Raw genomic sequence first — 21617 nt, forward strand, 5'->3', positions numbered from 1 at the left:
GTATGACAGTTACTTTTTCAATCTACTAGTTATAAAAGATCACCACAAAATAATCATCTTCTTTGCTTCCGTTGCTTCTTTAGAATTATCAGTACTTACCGCTGCGCGATAAATATAAACACCCGGACGCACATGAGTTCCCGAATTATTTCTCAAATCCCAGTCTATCGTATAGTCTTTGAACAGTTCGGAAGAACCTGTCTCTTCATGCTTCCAATGCAGACGACCTGTCATGTCGTAGACCATGATACCTACTTTCATCCGGGATTCCGGACGGTTGTGCGTAATATGAAATTCGACATTTCCCCTCGCAGGTGTAGGAGTTGCGATCACATTGGTGATGAAAGGTTTTAGACCTTCAACAACATTAAAACTAAATGTATAAGTAGCCGAATTATTCATGATATCCCAAATTTTGAATTCTGCATGATGTAACCCCGGAGTTAAAACCGGAATACCGAATTTCACCATACCTTCCCCATCACTACCTATTATATTTTCATAATAGCTATTGAGAATATAACTACTATTCGGATTATTATCTATAGACAATGTAATACCATGCCCTATACTACTCTCTGTTATATTGATTCCACTTTCATCCCACACTTTTGCATAGAAATAAGGAGTAGAATTCACATCACCACCATCAATAAAAGTAGTATCGTTCAAAAAGAGTGACCGTATTTCCGGAGGCATATTATCATCTTTCGGATTATCCGAAGTCCCAAAAACAGAGAATTTCTTAAACGAGCCGCTTGCATCCCTTTTACTTTCACTTTCATAGGCATACATAGTTATTTTTCCGTTTTTACCAACTTTGTAAGATATGTCTTTAGGTACAAAAAAAGATATCTTGAACCTTCCGTTCCGTACAGAGTCACTGCCTAAAAAAATCGTATTGATATAATCTTTATATCTGATTTTAGGAACAGAATCCCGATATAGAGGTTTCCCATCTTTTTCACCATACTTAAATGAAATTTTATTATTACCCATAGTTTCTTTTTCATCAAGTGCGTCAAACACCCGGACGTTCAAAACTCCATTAAAATCCGACAGTAAATCATCAGAGGCAGTGCAGACAATTCCTTCCAACTCTACTTTATCCTGTGACTTAAACTCAAAAGAACTATCAGCCACGTCTTTTCCATTGATCGTACTTAACCTGAGCCGATATTTAGGGTAAGATAACTTCAATGCCGGGTCACCGATCAGACTGAAACCGAGCTTGCGAAGTGATGGTTTCTGCTTAGTACTAAAAAAAATATCTCCTAGCGCCTTTCTCTCATTATCCGATCCAAACAGTTCCTTAACCAAATTTTCATTGATATTCTTATTGTCTCTAGAAAAAGCTACACGGGTAGTTGTAAACAAAGCAATTCCTCCGCTTACTTTATTCAGGAAAACATCTTCTCCGGCTGAAGTAGCAACCTGATCAAACGGACAGAAATCGCAGGATGCAGTGATCCATATCGGTAAATACCTATAAGTGGATTGAATAATATCGCTTTGAGTAATCACAGCCTCCTCGCTTAATGATTTAGCACTACCATGTCCGGTATAATTCAACATGAAGCATCCTTCTTTTAATGTCTTCTGGATAAGCGGGGGAATATCCGGATAGGAACTTTTACCTGACCGGTCCTTTTTAAAAGCATCAAAAAGTATCTTGGTTGAAACATATTCAGCATGATTCTCTTCTAATGTGTCAGCCAATTCATCCGCATACTTTTGATGGTAAGTAGCATATTGATCAGCGTTACTTCCATCATCACCTATAAAGCAAACCTTATTCTTCCAGTCGCCAACGGGAGCATTCATATAAGAGATCACTTTATTCACAGCATTCCGGGCTTCAGTGATTGTCCGGACCGGAAAGCGTCCTATTCCGATATCTATTATGTCATTACTAATATTCACGCCTTCATTATCATCCAGTAGTCCAAAATAATCATCAACCACATACGAAGTATCATCTAATGATTCATTTGTCTGATAAGTCAACAACATATTATTTTTCATACCTGAAGGAAAAAGTTTCCATTCACTGGAAACAAACCGGTTATCATAGGCTCCATCTCCAAAAAGTAATAAATATTTAGGTGCGTTCGACTGTTCATTTTTGCTTCGGTCATAAAACATTTTCATCAGACGTCTGTAAGCTGTAGCATCCGGCGTTCCGCTGGAAAACTCATTATAGATTTCTTCTGGGGTAACAACCAGGATATTCTCCAATTGATCATGCTCTTCGTGTGCTTGTTTCAATCTTTCCGCTTCACTCTTAAAGGCAGATGGAGAAATGATCACCATATCTGCCTGTCGTAAAGCATGTAAATTTTGCTCTGCTACCTTTTGGCTATTATTCGCACTGATAACAGGAACAGAGTTGTCCAGCCTGAAAACCACAAACTCTCTCAACCGATCCTCTTTAGGAATAACAAATGAGAAATTGCTTTCATTCAACACTCCTTCAATTATCCGAGGATTTAAAGCATCAGTCACATCAAGTACAATCGTATTCGCATCAGCATTCTTTATTGTAAAACATGATTTATTTCCTATCGATGAGAGAGTTCGGAAGAACGTCGGTTGACCATAGACTTGCAAAGACCTCTGCAACTGTATATAGATATAATCCAGATAAGCCGTATTATTTCCTTTCTCTGAATAATCAACTTTGACGGAAAAACTATTTTCTTTTCTACCTTTCCAAATTCCATAGGCTTCTGCCGACCGGGCTTTTATATATTCATAAAGATCCAAATTAGGCGATACACCATTGATATAACTCTTCACAACCTCTTCCCCATTAATTGAAAGAACAAAATTTTTTGCATCGTTTGTTTTAGCTATTAAACGACAGTCAACAAAAGCATCTGTATCCAATATACCTTCTACCTTTTCAAAAGGAATAGAAACAGTGGAATACAGCGATTCACCAAAAAGTTCACGCCCGGACTTATTAACCGAAACCAAATCTTTCTCATGCAAAAGATAATCATCAAAATAGTCAAATTCTATAGTAGCATCTTTCGTTTCAGATGGGACAATATCCATTTCTTTTACCTCTGAAGAAGTGGTAAGAAAATAATATCCGTAAAGGGAATAGGGATTATTGGTATGTACAAATTTATTTCTTTTACTGTCTTTTCTATAGCTCACTTCTTTATATTCCCATTTCGTCGTTCCTCTTCCATAAAAAAGTATATAATTATCCTTTCTCAATACCGGAACAGCAGGCAAATCATCCACATAGGGTTTGGTAAAATCTTCCTCCAACGGCCAACCGCCATAGCCATAGACTGCGACTTTTGAAGGATCGTCGAAACCCATATTCTTCAATTCGGAATAAGTCAGTTTATATATTCCGTCTTTTTCGATCTGTATTTTCACCCAGTGTCCTTTGCTTAATACAGAATTGTCCGCATAGCGTCCACTTGCTTCCAATGAAAAAGAAAGGCAGAAACAAAGTAGGAATGCAATACTTGTTATTGCTGAGAATCTTTTTTCGTGTAGCTTCATATTTTCAACTATTCAATGATCTTTTAACGCTTTCTGTTTTGATTTATTATAAAAGAGCTGGAGAATCAAAAAATAAGTTCACTAACTTTGTTGAAATTGAAAATGACTTAAACAAACAGATCAGATGAAGAAAACATTATCGAATAACCTGTTGACTATTCAGGTGTCACCACATGGAGCCGAACTCAGCAGCATCGTTGCCAACGCGACCGGTAAAGAATTTTTATGGCAGGCAGATCCGGCTTTCTGGAAACGCCATTCACCCGTTTTATTCCCTATCGTGGGCAGTGTGTGGAATAACGAATACCGCCATAACGGAAAGACATACAAACTATCGCAACACGGTTTTGCACGGGACCGGGAGTTTGAACTAATAAAGGAAACTGATACGGAATTGCGTTTCCGGCTACAAGAAAACGAAGAAACATTGCAGATATATCCTTTCCCGTTCTGCCTGGAGATCGGTTATAAACTGGCCGGTAACCAGATCGAAGTTTTATGGTACGTAAAAAATACCGGAAACGAAGAACTTCATTTCCAGATCGGGGCACATCCGGCTTTCTATTTTCCGGACTACGACAAAGAAGATCAGAAAAGAGGTTTCTTTGCCTTTGATAAAACACAGGGATTGACATACAAACTGGTCGAGGAGAAAGGATGCATCGGAGAGAAAGAATATCCGCTTGTACTTGACAAAGAAGGATTGTTACCACTGGATACACACACTTTCGACAAAGATGCGTTAGTCATTGAAAACAACCAGATCAACCGGGTCGACTTATTGAAACAGGACGGAAGCACCTCACTCTCCGTATATTTCACGGCACCGGTTGTCGGCCTTTGGTCGCCTCCTGCTAAAAATGCGCCTTTTGTTTGCATCGAACCGTGGTACGGACGCTGTGACCGGGTCAATTATACGGGAGAATATAAGGATAAAGACTGGATGCAACATTTGGAGCCGGGAGAAGTGTTTGAGGCTTCCTATTTTATCGAAATTTATTAATTACTTTTGGCTTGATCCAAAAGTAATCAAAAGATCAAGGCTGCACCTGCCTCGCTACTCCGCATCCTGCGTTCGCTGTCGCCTCCGAAACTCGCTACGCTCAAACAGCGGATGCTCCAGGCGCTCACTCCGGCTGCTGCGCTTAACGCTCGTCAGCTGAGGCCTTTCATAGAACGCAAAGCGTTCTCTTGTGATTGCCGATACTGCTTGTTAAAACAGAAAGCACCTGTTATAATATATAGGTGTCGATATCGGCGATCCTAAGAGGAAGCAGAACTTCCTTGGAAAGGCCTCAGCGGGTGAGCGTCCGCGAAGGGGAAAGACGAAGCGGTTAAAAAAATCCGTTGTTTGAGCGTAGCGAGTTTCGGATTTTTGAGCGTAGTCTTTCACCGTAGCAGCGAAGCCGGTGCAGCCTTGATCTTTTGGTTACTTTTCTATCAAGAGAAAAGTAACTCTACTTTAAGCCTCTATTCTTCAGCAGCGGTTCCGTATTCGGTTCCTTGCCACGGAAGTTTTTATACATATCCATTGCATCATCGATACCGCCCGGAGTAAGAACATACTGGCGGAATTTCTGAGCTACGTCTTGATTGAAAAGATCACCGCTTTCCTTATAAGCCTGATAAGCATCGGCATCCAATACTTCCGCCCAGATATAACTATAATAACCGGCCGTATATCCGCCACCCATCGTATGATTGAAATAAGTCGTACGATAACGGGAAGGAATCTGTTTCAACAAGCCACGGTCACCCAGGACAGCCTCTTCAAACTTCATCACATCGGCACCTTCATGTACTTCTTTCAATACATGGAAATCCATATCCAGCAAAGAAGCAGCCAGATATTCGGTCGTTGCAAAACCCTGTCCGTATTTACCGCTCTTATCCAGTTTCTCGATCAGTCCGGCAGGAATCACTTCATTTGTTTCGTAATGTCTTGCATATTCTTTCAGCAACTCCGGTTCAAACACCCAATGTTCCATAACCTGTGATGGCAGTTCCACGAAATCGCGGGGAACACCCGATACGCCATAATAATGCACGTCCTTAAACAGGTTATGCAGGCCATGACCGAACTCATGGAATAATGTTTCCGCCTCGTCTGCACTCAGCAAAGCAGGTTGTCCGGGAGCCGGTTGGGAAAAATTACATACAATCGTAACAACCGGACCGAGACGTTTGCCATCTTTGTAAGTTTGCGAACGATATGTTCCACACCAAGCTCCGCCACGTTTGCTGGCACGAGGGAAGAAATCCATATACAGAACCCCCAGATGCGTACCGTCTTTATCCTTACATTCGAAAGCCTGAGCATCCGAATGAGGTAACGGTATATCTTTGATCGGAGTAAATGTTATACCATATAACTTGTTAGCCAAAAGGAAAGCGCCGTCACGCACATTTTCAAGCTTCAGATAAGGACGGACCTGATTCTCGTCCAGATCGAACTTAGCCTTTTTAGCTTTCTCGAAATAATAACGCCAGTCCCAACCTTCCGCTTCAAAATTGCCGCCTTCTTTCTTGATCTCAGTATTGATATCAGCCAGTTCGTCTTTAGCTTTAGCCAGTGCAGGTTTCCATATCTCATCCAAAAGAGCATATACCTGTTCCGGCGTTTTTGCCATACGATCTTCCAACACAAAAGAAGCGTAGTTGTCATAACCCATCAGTTTGGCTTTTTCCAGACGGAGAGTGATCAATTTAAGTACAACGTCTTTGTTGTCGGCATCATTACCATTGTTTCCTCGGTTGATATAACCTTTGAAAATCTTTTCACGCAACGCACGGTTGTCGGCATATTGCAGGAAAGGCATCACACTCGGATTATGCAACGTGAAAAGCCATTTGCCTTCCAGACCAGCCGAACGGGCAGCTACTTCAGCATTCATGATCAGACTCTCCGGTAATCCGGCAAGGTCGTCCTTATTATCTACAATTAATTGGAAAGCATTCGTTTCTTTCAGCATATTTTGTCCGAAAGTCAACTGAAGCATGGATATTTCGCTATTCAGTTCACGCAAACGGGCCTGTTGTTCTGCATCCAGGTTTGCTCCGCCACGGACAAAACTTTTATAGGTTTCTTCCAGTAATTTCTTCTGTTCTTTATTGAGATTCATCGATTCCTGATTCTCATACACCGTTTTTACACGGGCAAACAAATCCGGATTCATACGAATATCATCACTGTTCTTTGAAAGTAACGGAGATAATTCACGGCTCAATGCCTGCATCTCATCATTTGTATTCGCACTGTTGAGCCCGTAGAAAATTGCACTTACCTTACGCAGCAGATCACCACTCTGGTCGAGTGCGACAATCGTATTTTCAAAATCGGGAGCAGCTTTCTGTTTTACAATCTCTTCTACTTCCTTTTGCTGTAGAGCGATACCTTCTTTAAAAGCAGGCATATAATCATCCAGTTCGATCTTATCGAAAGGAGGAACACCGAACGGAGTTTTGAACTCAGTTAAAAGAGGGTTTTCTGTCATGGTTTCTGTTTTATTTCCTGACGAACCACAGGCTGTCAAGACAGCGGCTAATCCGGCAGCCATAATTGTTTTCTTCATTATGTTTTGTTTAAGTTACTAATTTGCACAAAGATAGAAAAAAGTTGACAGTTGACAAGACAGATGACAGTTGACAGGTGACAGTTGACAGATAAACTTTACGCTTATATATTGTCTCCTATCATTTGCCAACTGTCAATAATAAATTTAGCCAGTCAACCTAACCGTAACTGTCAACTGTCACTTGTCAACTGTCAACTGTCTTGTCAACTATTTCAGTCCCCTGTTTTTCAGCAACGGCTCGATGCTCGGCTCCTTTCCCCGGAAATTGGTATACATATCCATAGCGTCATCGATACCACCCGGAGTAAGGACATACTGACGGAATTTTGCAGCAACTTCTTGATTAAAGATATCACCAGTTTCCTTATAAGCTTCAAAAGCATCGGCATCCAATACTTCCGCCCAGATGTAACTGTAATAACCGGCAGTATATCCTCCCTCCATCGTATGGCCGAAATAAGTTCCCCAGTAACGAGGTGCTATCTGAGTCGGCAAACCGCGACCATACATCGCTTTCCCTTCATATTTCTCAATATCCAGGTCGGCCGGAATTTCTTTCATTACATGGTAATCCATATCCAACAAAGAAGAAGCCAGATATTCTACTGTAGCAAAACCTTGTCCGTACTTACCACTCTTCACGATCTTATCTACCAGTTCCTGGGGAATAACTTCGCCCGTCTTATAATGTTTGGCATATACTTTCAATACTTCAGGTTCAAATGCCCAATGCTCATTGACCTGCGAAGGCAGTTCTACGAAATCGCGAGGGACATCGGCAACGCCATAATAATGAACATCGCCAAACAATGCGTGCAGTGCATGACCGAATTCATGGAAAACGGTTTCTGCTTCATCGGTACTCAGCAGGGCAGGTTGTCCGGCTGCCGGTTTACTGAAGTTAAAGACAGTCGTTACCACCGGAGTGATCTTTTTACCGTCTTTATAAGTCTGCGAACGATAACCGCCACACCATGCTCCGCCACTCTTGCCGGGACGGGTATAGAAGTCCATATACAGAACACCCAACGGAGAACCGTCTTTGTCCTTACATTCGAATGCATAGGCATCGGGATCTGGTTTCGGAATGTCTGTTATTTCTGTAAAGGTGATACCGTACAGTTTGTTTGCCACATAAAAGGCCCCTTCACGTACATGGTTCAGCTCCAGATACGGACGCACTTCGTTCTCGTCCAGGTCGAACTTTGCCCGACGTGCTTTATCGGCATAATAACGCCAGTCCCAGGCTTCAGCCTTGAAGTTGCCACCTTCTTTCTTTATTTCGGCATTGATGTCGGCCAATTCTTCATTTGCCTTTGCCAACGCCGGTTTCCAAAGCTGATCCAACAGTTGGTATACATTCTTTTCGTTCTTTGCCATGTTCTCTTCCAGGACGTAAGCGGCAAAGTCTTCGTAACCCAACAGTTTGGCCTTTTCGAGACGGGCGGTAACCAGTTTCTTTATTACTTCTTTGTTGTCGTTGGCATTATTGTTATTTCCCCGGCAAACATAGGCATTAAACATCTTTTCGCGCAATGCCCGGTTATCTGCATATTGCAGGAAAGGCATTACACTCGGGTTGTGAAGCGTGAAAACCCACTTGCCTTCCATCGAGTCGGCAGTAGCTGTCTCGGCGGCAGCGGCGATCAGGGTTTCAGGTAAGCCTGAGAGGTCTTCTTTGTTATCGATAACCAATTTAAAAGCATTTGTTTCTTTCAGGGTGTTCTGTCCGAAGGTCAGTTCCAGTACTGAGATCTGCTCGTTCAGTTCACGCAGTTTAGCCTGCTTGTCGGCATCGAGGTTGGCACCGCTGCGAACAAAACCTTTATAGGTTTCTTCCAGTAGCTTCTTTTGTTCCTTATCCAGGTTAAGCGAAGCCTGATTGTCGTAAACAGCTTTCACACGGGCAAAAAGGGCCGGGTTCAAACTGATATCATCAGAATGGGCAGAGAGAATAGGATACAATTCTTGCTCGAGTTCCTGTATCTCGTCGGTTGTGTTCACACTCGACTGCCCACTGAAAGCATACATAACTTTATTCAGTAACTCGCCTGCCTGGTCGAGGGCAACGATCGTATTCTCAAAGGTTGGCTTTTCCGAATTATTCACCAGGACATCGATCTCTTTCTTATGCTCCGCCATTCCCTTCTCGAAAGCCGGTTTATAATGTGCTACTTCTATTTTATCGAAAGGAGGAACACCGAACGGAGTTGTATATTCCGAGAAAAAAGGATTGGGTGCAGCATCTGCTACATCGCTTTTCTTTGAGGAGTTACAGGCTCCCAAAACTACTGCCAGACTGGCAGCCATAAGCGTTTTATTCATAACCATGATATTGTAAGAATTAATTTATGTCTACATTAATTATACGATAGGATGCACAAAGATAGGGAAGTTTTATCTTTCTTTGTTCTTTTAACATTATAATTAGAATAACCATGAATAGAATATGTGAATTGTTTGGCATCAAATATCCTATTATACAAGGCGGAATGGTTTGGTGCAGCGGATGGCGGCTTGCTTCGGCTGTAAGTAACGCCGGAGGACTGGGATTATTGGGAGCCGGCTCTATGCATCCCGAAGTATTACGCGAACATATCCGGAAATGCAAAGCGGCAACCGACAAGCCTTTCGGTGTTAATGTTCCGTTGTTGTATCCGGAAATAGATACACTGATGCAACTGATCGTGGAAGAAGGAGTAAAAATAGTCTTTACGTCTGCCGGAAGTCCGAAGAAATGGACACCTTTTCTGAAAGGGCATGGTATCACCGTCGTGCATGTGGTAAGTAGTTCCGTATTTGCCGTTAAATGCGAAGAGGCCGGTGTCGATGCTGTCGTTGCCGAAGGTTTTGAAGCCGGAGGTCATAACGGACGTGAAGAGACGACAACACTCTGCCTGATCCCTGCCGTACGCCGTGCTACCTCGCTCCCACTGATGGCCGCCGGAGGAATAGGAACCGGTGACGCAATGCTCGCCACTTTCGCCCTCGGTGCGGAAGGCGTACAGATCGGAACACGTTTTGCCCTGACAACCGAAAGTTCCGCTCACGAGAAATTCAAACAACTCTGCTTCAACCTCAACGAAGGCGATACAAAGTTACTCCTCAAGAAATTGGCTCCTACCCGGCTCGCAAAAGGTGATTTCAAAACAGCAGTGGAAGAAGCCGAAGCACAGGGTGCATCTGCAGAAGATATGCGCGCTTTACTAGGCAAAGGAAGAGCCAAAAAAGGTATGTTCGAAGGTAATCTGGAAGAAGGAGAACTGGAAATCGGACAGGTTGCCGCCTTATTCAGAAAAGAACAGACAGTTAGTGAAGTGATGGCAGAACTTGTTGCCGATTATCGTAAAGCACTTGCCGGATTGAACAACGAAGCAAATCTTTTCTAACCGAGCATCCGGTGTCCTGATAATTTCCTCGTTAGGAAATTGGAGTTTCTTGCCTGGGAAACGCCAGTTCCCTGCCGAGGAAATCACAGTTCCCCGCGCAGGAAACTACAGTTTCCTTATTAAAAAAATTTAGGAAACTGCAAGCCCCTGACTGATAACCTGTTTAGGCAAAACCGAAGAGATCACTTTATTTTCCCTTGAAAGTCTGTATTTTCGACCAGCCATTGCAGGTTAAACCGATAATGATTCCGGCTACTCAACAGATGGATAATCTGATTCGGTGTCTGTGTCGCTGCCAGATAACCGCGAGGTTCGGCATGCGTCTGATCCATATCGAAGAAACCTGTCCAGGCGCCTCCATCCATGAAACGACTTTTACCGTCTGTCAGTAACTTTTTTACGGGCCATGTTTTTCCTTCGTCAAAAGAAAGGGCAGCATACATTCCATACCCTGTATATTCCCGTCCGTTTTTATCTTTAAAGGTCATTCCGTTCAATCCGTTCTTCAGGCGGAAAGGATGGTTCGTAAAAGAGACCAGTAAAAGAGGACCTTCTTTCAACCGCATCAATACCAGGCGCTGACCGCCGTCTATCGGAGGAAACTCCGAAGCACTATATGTCCAGGTACGACCATTATCTTCCGACAGGCTCATAGGCATACGTTCCAGACCGTCTTTATCGACAATGCCGTCACCACGCCCCAAAGCCATAAGACGACCGTCTGACAGTTGTACTACACCAGCATGAATTCCGGCAATGGTTCCACCCGAAGCACCGGCTTCGAAAGTTCCGGGATTGGTCTTTCCCATATCTTCCCAGGTCAGACCGTTATCTTTACTGAGATGCAAGGCAGTACCTCCATTACTCCGGGGTGTTGCATCAGCGGCTTGTATCAGCCAACCCTCTTTCGTTTTAGAGGAGCCTGCTATTACCTGATGGCGACGGGCATGTTCCGGGGCAACAAGATGGGGGCGACTCCAGGTGGCTCCGTTATCTTTACTGGTACGCATCACCATAGCCAGTGTTTCCCAGGTCCCGGCAGCCTCCACTCCATTCATATGAATCAGTGTCCCATCATTATTCAGGAGAGACGAGCCTGTCACATTCCGGTCGGGGACTCTAAAGAATTCACGCGGTTCGCTCCATTCAGCAGTACCTTGTTTCAGACGGCTTTCCAAAATAACCATTTCCCTACCCGACTCCTCGTCACAAGTGAACCAGATTGCCAATAAATCGCCGTTATCACACCAACTGACAGCCGGACAATGGTTATGCTTATAAAACGGGACACCCGAAGAACAGTCCGGAGTTTTTACATAAACGAGAGGCTCAGCAAAGAACGGGGTTTTCAACGGAGTTCCCCAATTATATTTTTGTTGGGAAATATTTTCCTGCGAAGCAGGTTCGATAGCAGGTAAAGGCCGGGTTTGCGGCATATCAGCCTGGACAACCCGGAATCCGGTCAACCAATGTTTATCTTCCGGAATCATTGCCAGACGGTTGGCGGAGCGCAGAAATCGTTCCGGCGTACTATGGCTTCCACCACGCGTTACTTTATATAATCCGTCAGCACGCCCCACAGGGTCTGTCTGCGGAAAAGCCTCGTAAGGTCCGTACCAGTCGCAGCACCATTCCTCTACATTTCCGTGCATATCGTACAAGCCGAAAGGATTGGCCGGTGTTTTGCCGACCTTTAGATTGATAGTCGAATCAGTTCCCCATACATTCTGCTGATTTTTATGATAAACAGCATGTAGTCCGTCATCCATCCAAAAGTTCCAGTAGGAACCGGCACGACAGGCATATTCCCATTCGGCTTCAGTCGGCAGGCGATATGTTTTTCCTTCCTTTTCCGAAAGCCATTTACAGAAGGCTTCCGCTTCCCGGTAATTGACGAAGATCACAGCTTCGTCGTCTTCTTTTGAAAGACCGTATTTTCCCCGTAATTCTTTATGGGAAGGATCGAATTGTTCGTACTGGGCGTTTGTCACTTCAGTTGTTCCCATCAGGAAAGGTTTTGTGATCGTTACCGGATGGATCGGGGCTTCATCGTAGTCCTCTCCCTGTCCGTGGCTTCCCATATGGAAAGACCCTGCCGGAATCCGGGCAAATTGCATTCCCAGACTATTCGTTTCCTGTGCGTTAATAGTAAAGGCACCTAATGCTATCAGGCAGTAACATAAGATTGTAGCGTTTCTCATCATTATTCATTTTTCCATATTCCGGAATAAAGATAAATATATTATCGGAAATACAATCCGGGATATTTATCAAAAAAAATTCCTGATAATCTTTGACTACCAGGAATCTCCTTTCTATATATTCTGTTTAATCGTACCGGATTTACATTAACCCTGTGTCTCCAGATAAACGACATGAGTCTGAAGATATTCTTCCAAACCATGCTTACCGTCAGCACCACCAATACCCGATTTACGCCAACCGGCATGGAATCCCTGCATTGCCTCAAAGTTCTCACGATTGATATAAGTTTCACCGAACTTCAAGGAACGCATCAGTTTAAAGGCCATATCCAGATTCTGTGTATAGACCGAAGAGGTCAGTCCGTACTCACAGTCATTCGCCCAGGCAATAGCATCTTCCACTTCTGTAAATTCTACAATCGGGAGAACGGGACCGAATGTTTCTTCCTGGATAATATCCATCTTCTGTGTACAATTAGTCAAAAGTGTCGGTTCAAAGAAATATCCCTGGGTCCCGATACGTTTGCCGCCATAAGCCAGGATTGCACCTTGCTTAACAGCTTTCTCTACTTTTTCTTCCACTGATTTCAAGGCACCGGCATCGATCAGCGGTCCCATATCCAGGTCTGTGATCTCACTGGGGTTACCCACTTTCACCTTACCAAAGCCATCCAGTAACTTTTCAATAAAGGCATCTTTAATACTGGAATGTACATAAACACGTTCACAACAGTTACATACCTGTCCGGTATTGATAACACGGGAAGCAATGATCGACTTCACAGTCAGATCCAGATCCGCATCCGGCATAACGATAGCCGGAGCCTTTCCTCCCAATTCCAACGACACTTTTGTCACATTGGCCGAAGCAGCTTCCATGGTCTGTACACCTGCTGATACACTTCCTGTCAGGCTGACCATACCGACTTTCGGATTAGCAGCCATCTCGTGCCCGACAACCGATCCGCGACCGTTTACGATATTGAATACACCTTTAGGCACTCCCACTTCATCCACGATCTGGGCAAAGACATAAGCATTCTCCGGAGTCAACTGACTTGGTTTCAACACAATCGTATTTCCCGTCAACATAGCTGGAGCAGCCTTACGGGCAACCAGGAAGAACGGGAAGTTCCACGGTAATATACCTGTTGTCACTCCGATAGGTTTCTTAAAGACAAAGATAGTTTCATGAGGACGGTCACTGGGAATGATTTCTCCTTCATAACGGCGTGCCCAACCGGCCATATAATCGATATAATCAGCAGTAAAGTTAACTTCGACATTAGCTAATCCCTGGGTCTTACCACCTTCACGTACAATAATGTCTGTCAGTTCTTTTTCCCTGTTACGAATTCCCTGTGCTATTTTAGTAAGATACTGTGCGCGTTCTATGGAAGTCAGGCGCTCCCATGCACCTTGTGCTTTCTCTGCGGCATCGATGGCTGTACGGACATCTTCTACTGTCCCGTCAGGCATACGGGAGATAACTTCTTCTGTAGAAGGATTCAACACATTGATCCACTTTCCGGATCGATTCTCGATGAACTGCCCATCGATGTACATTTTTAAATCTTTCATGGTCTCTTTTAATTGATAATTAATACTATTGGTTTCCCTTTGTCAAGGAATCAAATATTTGTTATACATGGTATTTTAAGAAAATCTGCTATACATTCCCTGAGTAAAAAAGAACCTTGTAAAAATAAAAAATTATTTGTACAATAAAAAACAATTAGTCGGCTTTATCATCTTTTATCATGAAACTAATTTCGTGCAAATGAATGTAAACTTTTTTCGAAGAACCGAAGGCTCTCTTCTATCCAATTCTCCATATGATCGTATGCCGCCAAATGTCCCGACAGAGGATAACAAATCCATCGTTTGGGAGAACGAATTTGATTATAGGCTGCAAAATTTGTATGAGGCGGCGTTATATCATCCTGTAATCCGAACCCCATCAACACAGGACAGGTGATACGTTCCGTCAAGTTCTTCAAATCGAAATAACTCATTACCGACAAGACCTCATCCTGTGTGAGATTTTGTTTTCCGGCTTCTGCATAAACTAAGCTGGCAGGCCACGGAACTATTCGGAAATAATCCGGATAATCTGCTAAAAACGGAACTATGGGGGCAGCCGCAGTCACACGTTTATCGAGCGATGCTGCAACCAAGCATAATCCTCCCCCCTGGGAAATGCCTGTCACAAAAAGATTCTTTCCATCATATTCAGATTGTTCAAAAACAAAGTCTATACTCCGAACCGTATCCATAAATGCTCCCCGATAATAATAGCGTAACGGAGAATCAAGGCCGTAAGTCATCCATTCCCCAAACCGATTATACGGCAGGTTGAGCCCTTGTCCGCGAGGAGGAATGACCAGTACACACCATCCGGGATAATCATTTTCACCAGGAATCCAGGTGGTCGCTCCATAACCCTGATAAACGACTACGGCCGGATGTTTGCCTTTATCTGTAGGAGCAGCCCAATACCCCCGTATTGTCTCACCTTCCAAAGATTTCATTTCCACTTCATAAACCTGACGTTCTAACGTCGAGGCCTCTTTCAGAAGCGACATTTTATATTCGGGTTTCACACTTTCCAACTCAGCCAGGGTCTGTTGCCAGAACTGATCGAACCCTTCCGGTTTATCCGGTTCCGACAGGATCATCTCCGGTTCATACCCAAATGAAAATTGTCGAAGAGTATCCTTTTCCGCAAGAATCGTCACATGATAAAAGCTGGGAATAAGGTCTTTCAATTCAAATGATATATGGCTGCGAAAACCAAGACTGTCTAAAACCGGAGAATCGGTTGCAAATGTATATTTTTCTGTTTGTGAAGAAATAATTTCACCAAAATCTGTCGTTACATTTATAAGGAGAGAGCCATCAATACATTCGGGAGATGTCAGTGTCAGGGAAAAATGAGGAAGGTGCTTTTGATCAAATATCCAATTTCTGTCCACCGCAATATCCAACTGTAAAGGTGAGGGAACTGTCTGAGCGAGAACAACCGATACCGGAGAAAACAGGTAACCGATAAAAAGCAGAAAAGAAAAAAAGATATCTCGTTTCATTCGACAAATGATAAATAGTATTTATGATCAATAAATATCTATGAAAACAAGTTTCGTATCGAGAAGAGATAGGAGAGCAGAATTTATATATTCTGCCCTCCCACTGCGGAACCATTTCATTGAAACTTTATTACTTCTCTCTTAAAAGAATAACAGAATTAATCGGCAACGTATAGAAGAACTCATTTCCTCCTTTCATAACCCGTTTTTCCGGTGAGATTTGCTTATCTCCTTTCGGCAAAGCATTCTGAGCATATTTATAAACTTCATATGTTCCTTTCGCACCGACATACTTATTACTGATTTTTATCTTTTTCTCCTGAGCTGTACCGTTCGCAAATATATACACCCATTTCCCATCTTTATTTTTTATTGCAGTACCCACATAAAATTCATCTGGGGTCGATATCGGATAAACTTCTGCTCCGGGACGAATAAAACGAGTCAGCAGGGAATAGGCAAAATATTGAGGACGAACTTCATAGTCTACCGTCATATTCTCATAACAGGTATCCTGCGCATAAGCATTCTTTACATATTTCCATAATCCTAATTGCTGCATCCCCTCGTAGCTGTCATTTTTACCATAATATTGATCTATCAAACTCCAATAACTGACACCACTTGCACCGGCATTCAATAAATTAATTGCTATACGTACCATTAACACGCCACGTTCATATAAATTAATATCCTTCTGCCTGGCAGCTCCGACACATTGATTTCCTCCGAATTCTCCGACAAAATGAGGTTTTCCTGCCGACTTGGATAATTCATAATTCTGTCTTTCCCAATCCAGAATAGTTGAATTTGGTGTTTCATACCCGAAAATATAAGTATGGGAGTTAAAAACATCCGCCACATCCGCCAACTCACGGGTACAGGCTGCCAGGTATTTATGCGTACCTATGCCTCCGTCGGAATTATCCGACAAGCTGAAATCGACCAGTTCACGTATTCCATCCTTTTTAAAACGCCGGTCCAAAGCCTTACACATTTCAATGTATTTTGCAGTAGAAGCCCTCTTCCCATTAACCAGGAACGACCAATCCGGTTCATTGACCGGAGTAATCTCTTTTATACAGGTATATTTCTTTTCTTTTATCAAATATTGGATTAGTGCCGAAAAGTTTTCACTCCATTCCTCGTTGCTTTCAGGGGCAACAACCCAATTCCCACTATTGCAGCCTGCCAGGAAATGTTTGTCGGGAGCACCCCATAATGTCAATGTCACTTCCATTTGTTGCTGCTGTGCCAAATCCAGTTCACGGTATAGTGATTGCATCTCCGGGGAGTTGAATGTAAACTTATCCCAATTTATTAAACCGGGGTCGTCATTATCATTCTCCGGTTCATACCACTGCGGCAATACCATTACACGGAGACGATGAATGTCCATATCCTTGATTCGCTTTTCTATGATATTCTTCCAATCCTTTTCTTTAGCTCCATCATTCCGGGTTACATTCTGAGAAAGGAAGTGAGGATCAAATTCTGCACCTATAGCCTGTAATACCGCATCTGTCTTCTCCCCGACAACCAGATCATGTACTGGTTCGGACAGATCACTTTGATATCTGATTATCATGCTGCTTCTAGGTTCGTTCAATGTCAGTGTCAAACCTTCGGAAAGCTCTTTTCCGGTTTTTCTTATCGAATCGCCGGTATCTTTATTGATGAGTAAATAAGTTTTATCCGGGTTCACTCCGGATAATTCAACCCTGCAATCTTTATCCGGACATTCTTTACGGCGAAAAGCAACGATATAACCACTGTCATCCGATTTGCGGTACAACTGATAAGCCAGCCATGTATTTTCAGCGGTTGTATTATCTATACCACTCAAAGGATAGTAGTCTTCCAAAAAGTAAGGACGCAATTCTTCAAACTCAGCTTGTCTGTCTCTCATATCATAAATAGAGACGCCTGCTTCCGTTATCTTCCAGTTGAACGTTACAGCAGAACTTAAACTGGAACGGCAGGTATATTTATCTACTCCCCATGCGCCGGTCCCATGCAACGGCAGATAGAAATTCAATCCGTATGTATGGCACTGATAACCATCCGGTTCTCCATAACTGTAGTCCGTCCTCCATAAAGGGGCACTTCGGGTAGTCGTTTCCAGATCCAGACGACGGCCGCCACTGGCACAATTATCGATCAGTAAATTCGGAAAACGTTCCAGCAGATAATCCCAGAAAGCATATAAACCTTCAATATATTTGATCTCGCATATACCCTGCCGTCCCGGTTCATCATTTGCTTCCCAGAAACCTGCCGGTTCGATATTAAAATCCTGCCGGTAATAATCGATGTTATTCTCTTCTATAAAATCGCCGATATATTCACTCATCCACCGGCAAGCCTTCGGATTTCCCAAATTGACGAGGCAAGCATCCGCACCAGGTCTTTCCAACATATATTCGGGATGTTCGATTGCCCAGGCAGAACCATAATAAACCCTTTCCGGCTCAAACCAAACCATAAACTTAGAGCCTACCTTATGTATCTCGTCCGCAATGGGCTTCAACCCTTCCGGAAAACGAACGGAATCGACCGTCCAGTTACCAACCGTATTTGCCCAATTCTTATTATTGGCAACATCTGCCGACTGATCATACCAACCGGCGTCGAGCCAGAAAACTTCCGGCAGGAGTTTAAATTGTTTGTACCTTTTGACCAATGCGATGGCATAATCGGCAGTCAAACAGGTATATTCATTACACGGGCTCGGATCACCATAATTAAATCCTTTACAAAACGGGTATTGAGCTGGTTTCCCATCTACTTTACGGGTATGATGCGCTAATATGAAACGACGGAATTGGTTATGTCCGATCATACGGTCATTCCCTTGCCAGAATAATAGACAGACACTCGATGTACGAATAGTTTCTTTGGGATAAAGATATGCCTTCAAACGTTCTATTCCTGATTTAAGCTGAATACTTTGTGCATCTGTGCAACGTACATCGGAGAACCAGGTTCCTGTCCATCCTATTGCAACCATCACACCCTGACCGGATGGCGATTCTATATTAAAGAAAGGAAAAGCCGTATGAGAAGAACGCCCGCCATCAGGGCGCATATACAGGTTCTCACCCGAAGTCAATTCTTTCAAACGGGGAGCAAAATCTGCTTTGGACGGAAAACTTCCATTCGCATAATGCAAACGAAAGTTGCCCGGCCGGTCATACCGGAAAACGATATCGGAAACACAGACATTCGCTATCTCAGGGGTATTTCCGGATCCGGTATTCGTAAAATGAAGTACCCATTCTACAGCTTGTGAGTCTGTAAAACCTTTTACATCACAATCAACCTTCAGACCGCTCGCAGGGTCCTGATAGGTATAGCAATATCTGACTTCATGCTGATCGTCGCTTTTCAGGGGTTTAGCCGAATATGCCCAATCTTTGATAAATTCTTTGGATGGCTTTCCTCCGTATTCGAATGAAAAAGGAGGAACAGTTCCTTGTGCAAAATGCGAGGATATCCAATGTTCCACATCGGTCGGCCGACTATCCATCGACGCAATTGTTTGCCCTATACATATATATGGATATATAATCAGGGCAACCACAAAATAAAATAATTTTTTTCTCATTTCTTTATAGTATTAACAGGTTCATATTTCAATAAAAGGGAAGAGCGAGGGTTCTCCAGCTCAAGCATCAATCCGTCAGTTAATTCCTTTCCTGACATATTGAGTACTTTACCGGTATCCATATTTGTAATTTTATATTCCTTTTTGGGAGTTACTCCCCGGAGGTTCACATTGATTCTATTCTCTCCGCACTCAGGACGCCTGAAAGCAACAATGATTCCACTGCCATCCGACGGACAGTGTAACTGATAAGCTATCCAAATATTCAGAGGGGTAATATCTCCCGTTCCTGTCAATGGATAATAATCTTCATAATAATAAGGCCGGATTTCATGGAACTCTTTCAAGCATTGTTGCATTTCCGGTATGGATGCCTGGGTATTTGTTACTTTCCAATTATAGATAAGGGCGGAACTCATGCTGGAACGGAAAGAATACTTATCCGTATTAAGGCTTCCCGTACCATGTATAGGTAAGAAAAATTCAAGTCCGTACGTCTGGTTCTGCAGTCCGTCCGTATCATAATAATGATAATAATCACTCCTCCATAAAGGTGCGCTTCTGCCCGTAGTCTCCCAATCGATTCTCCGTCCACCGCTAGCACAGTTGTCGATCAGAAGATTTGGGAAACGTTCCAACAAATAATCCCAGAAACGATACAGACCTTCTACATACCGGATCTCTTTCATGCCGATACGTCCGGGTTCATCGTTTGCTTCCCAATAATCAGCCGGTTCTATATTGCAATCTTGCCGGTAATAATCTATGCCATTCTTTTCAAGCATATCACCGATATACTTCGATAACCATTCACAAGCCTCCGGATTTCCTAAATCAAATAAAAGCCAGGTATTATCTTCCCGGTTCGGATCTCCCTGCATCGTTTTTTCAAGCATCCATTCAGGGTATTCCACGGCCCATTGGGTTCCTCTTACAACCCGTTCAGGTTCAAACCAAACCATAAATTTAGTCCCGACCTGATGTATCACATCTGCTACAGGCCGTAAACCTTCCGGAAAACGCAGGGTATCGATAGTCCAGTTTCCTGTCGTATTAGCCCACGATTTTCCATGTTCAAAATCAGACGCATCCGTATGCCAGCCCGCATCCAACCAGAACACTTCCGGTTTCAATCCAAACTGGATATATCTCTTTACCATAGCTATCGCGTAATCACTCGCAATGCAGGAATATTCCCCGCAAGGAGAAGGATCCCGGTAATTAAATCCGCTGGATAGTGGATATTCAGCCAATTTTCCATTGATCTTCCGGCTGTTATGTGCCAAAATGAAACGTCTGAACTGATTATGTCCATCCATCCGGTCTTTACTTTCCCAAAACATGAGGCTGACACTCGGAGTACGGATACTTTCATCCGGATATAAATATAAATTCATTCTTTTCATACCGGCGGCCATAGCCACTGTATTCTTATCCTTCGCAGAAATATTTGCCTGCCAGGTTCCGGTCCATCCGACACTCATAACCACTCCCTGACTTGCCGGTGACTCTATATTAAAAAACGGCAAATAATCTCCCTGGGAAGAACGTCCTCCTTCCGGACTCATTCGTTTCATTTCGCCTGTAACCAATTCTATGGAGCGGGGATGGAAATCGTATTTGGAAATATGACTGCCATCTGAATAATGAAGGTGAAAAGCCCCTTCCGCAGGATATTGTATGGATAAATCACATACATTTACATCTGTTATCTCTCGTGAATTTTCCGGACTTTTATTCGTGAAGTTCAGAACCCATTCCACGCCATGATAATCCGAATATCCTTTCACATTACATATGACTGATAATCCATTAGTCGGATTTATATATGTGAATATGTATTCGACTACATCCGGTTCGTCTACAGTCAGTTTCTCTGCCGAATACTTCCATTGTTCAATAAAGCTCTCTGACGGCTGTCCATCATAAACGAAAGAAAAAGGAGGTATTTTCCCTTCGGCAAAGTGCTCTTCGATCCATTGCTCTATACCGGGTAAGTGCTTCGACATTCTGACAGTAGTTTGCCCCACTACACTAAAACAACCTGTATATATCAGTAATAATGACAGCAATATTTTCCAACTATATGCTATACCTTTTAACTTGAATTGCCTGTTCTCCATTTTATTATAATTAAGTTACTATTCTGCAGAGTCAAAACACCTGTATTATTTCTATTCCTTATCTTTATCAGATGCTCTGTTGTACTATTTGTCCAATTATTTCATCCC

At 43.0% G+C, this 21617-nt stretch carries 10 protein-coding genes; 2 read left to right on the forward strand and 8 right to left on the reverse strand.

What is annotated here, in order from left to right:
- Positions 1–39 precede the first annotated feature (39 nt).
- On the reverse strand, positions 40–3525 hold the full coding sequence (porU, locus tag IEY67_RS11360) for a type IX secretion system sortase PorU (RefSeq protein ID WP_183671461.1): 3486 nt from the start codon (positions 3523–3525) through the stop codon (positions 40–42).
- Positions 3526–3649: 124 nt separating this feature from the next.
- Here porU and IEY67_RS11365 point away from each other — a divergent pair, with 124 nt between their 5' ends.
- Complete coding sequence (locus IEY67_RS11365; protein ID WP_122351495.1) at positions 3650–4528, forward strand: aldose 1-epimerase family protein; 879 nt, start codon at positions 3650–3652, stop codon at positions 4526–4528.
- 454 nt (positions 4529–4982) lie between these two features.
- On the opposite strand, the gene IEY67_RS11370 is transcribed toward IEY67_RS11365, so the two are convergent.
- Complete coding sequence (locus tag IEY67_RS11370) at positions 4983–7097, reverse strand: M3 family metallopeptidase (RefSeq protein WP_183671460.1); 2115 nt, start codon at positions 7095–7097, stop codon at positions 4983–4985.
- A 210-nt stretch (positions 7098–7307) separates the two neighbouring features.
- Positions 7308–9425 carry a M3 family metallopeptidase gene (locus tag IEY67_RS11375; RefSeq protein WP_183671459.1) on the reverse strand — a complete coding sequence of 706 codons (2118 nt, stop codon included), beginning with the start codon at positions 9423–9425 and terminating at the stop codon, positions 7308–7310.
- Between the two features lie 113 nt (positions 9426–9538).
- On the opposite strand from IEY67_RS11375, the gene IEY67_RS11380 reads away from it, so the two are divergent.
- The gene (locus tag IEY67_RS11380; RefSeq protein ID WP_183671458.1) at positions 9539–10489 is read left to right on the forward strand and encodes an NAD(P)H-dependent flavin oxidoreductase; all 951 of its coding nucleotides are present in this window, start codon (positions 9539–9541) and stop codon (positions 10487–10489) included.
- Positions 10490–10671: 182 nt separating this feature from the next.
- On the opposite strand, the gene IEY67_RS11385 is transcribed toward IEY67_RS11380, so the two are convergent.
- The 5 genes from IEY67_RS11385 to IEY67_RS11405 form a co-directional block, all read right to left on the reverse strand.
- Positions 10672–12690, reverse strand: a complete 2019-nt coding sequence (locus tag IEY67_RS11385) for an SUMF1/EgtB/PvdO family nonheme iron enzyme (RefSeq protein WP_183671457.1) — start codon at positions 12688–12690, stop codon at positions 10672–10674.
- Positions 12691–12837: 147 nt separating this feature from the next.
- Positions 12838–14274 (reverse strand): aldehyde dehydrogenase, encoded by a 1437-nt coding sequence (aldA, locus tag IEY67_RS11390; protein ID WP_183671456.1) that lies wholly within the window; start codon positions 14272–14274, stop codon positions 12838–12840.
- A 185-nt stretch (positions 14275–14459) separates the two neighbouring features.
- A complete protein-coding gene (locus tag IEY67_RS11395; protein ID WP_183671455.1) occupies positions 14460–15779 on the reverse strand; it encodes an acetylxylan esterase in 1320 nt (439 codons plus the stop codon).
- 130 nt (positions 15780–15909) lie between these two features.
- Positions 15910–19386: an alpha-galactosidase gene (locus IEY67_RS11400; RefSeq protein WP_183671454.1), complete on the reverse strand. Its 3477-nt coding sequence runs from the start codon at positions 19384–19386 to the stop codon at positions 15910–15912.
- A complete protein-coding gene (locus IEY67_RS11405; protein WP_183671453.1) occupies positions 19383–21509 on the reverse strand; it encodes a glycoside hydrolase family 36 protein in 2127 nt (708 codons plus the stop codon). Before IEY67_RS11405 ends, IEY67_RS11400 begins: the two co-directional genes overlap by 4 nt.
- Positions 21510–21617 lie beyond the last annotated feature (108 nt).

Source organism: Parabacteroides faecis (assembly GCF_014647375.1).
In the GTDB taxonomy this organism is placed as follows: domain Bacteria; phylum Bacteroidota; class Bacteroidia; order Bacteroidales; family Tannerellaceae; genus Parabacteroides; species Parabacteroides faecis.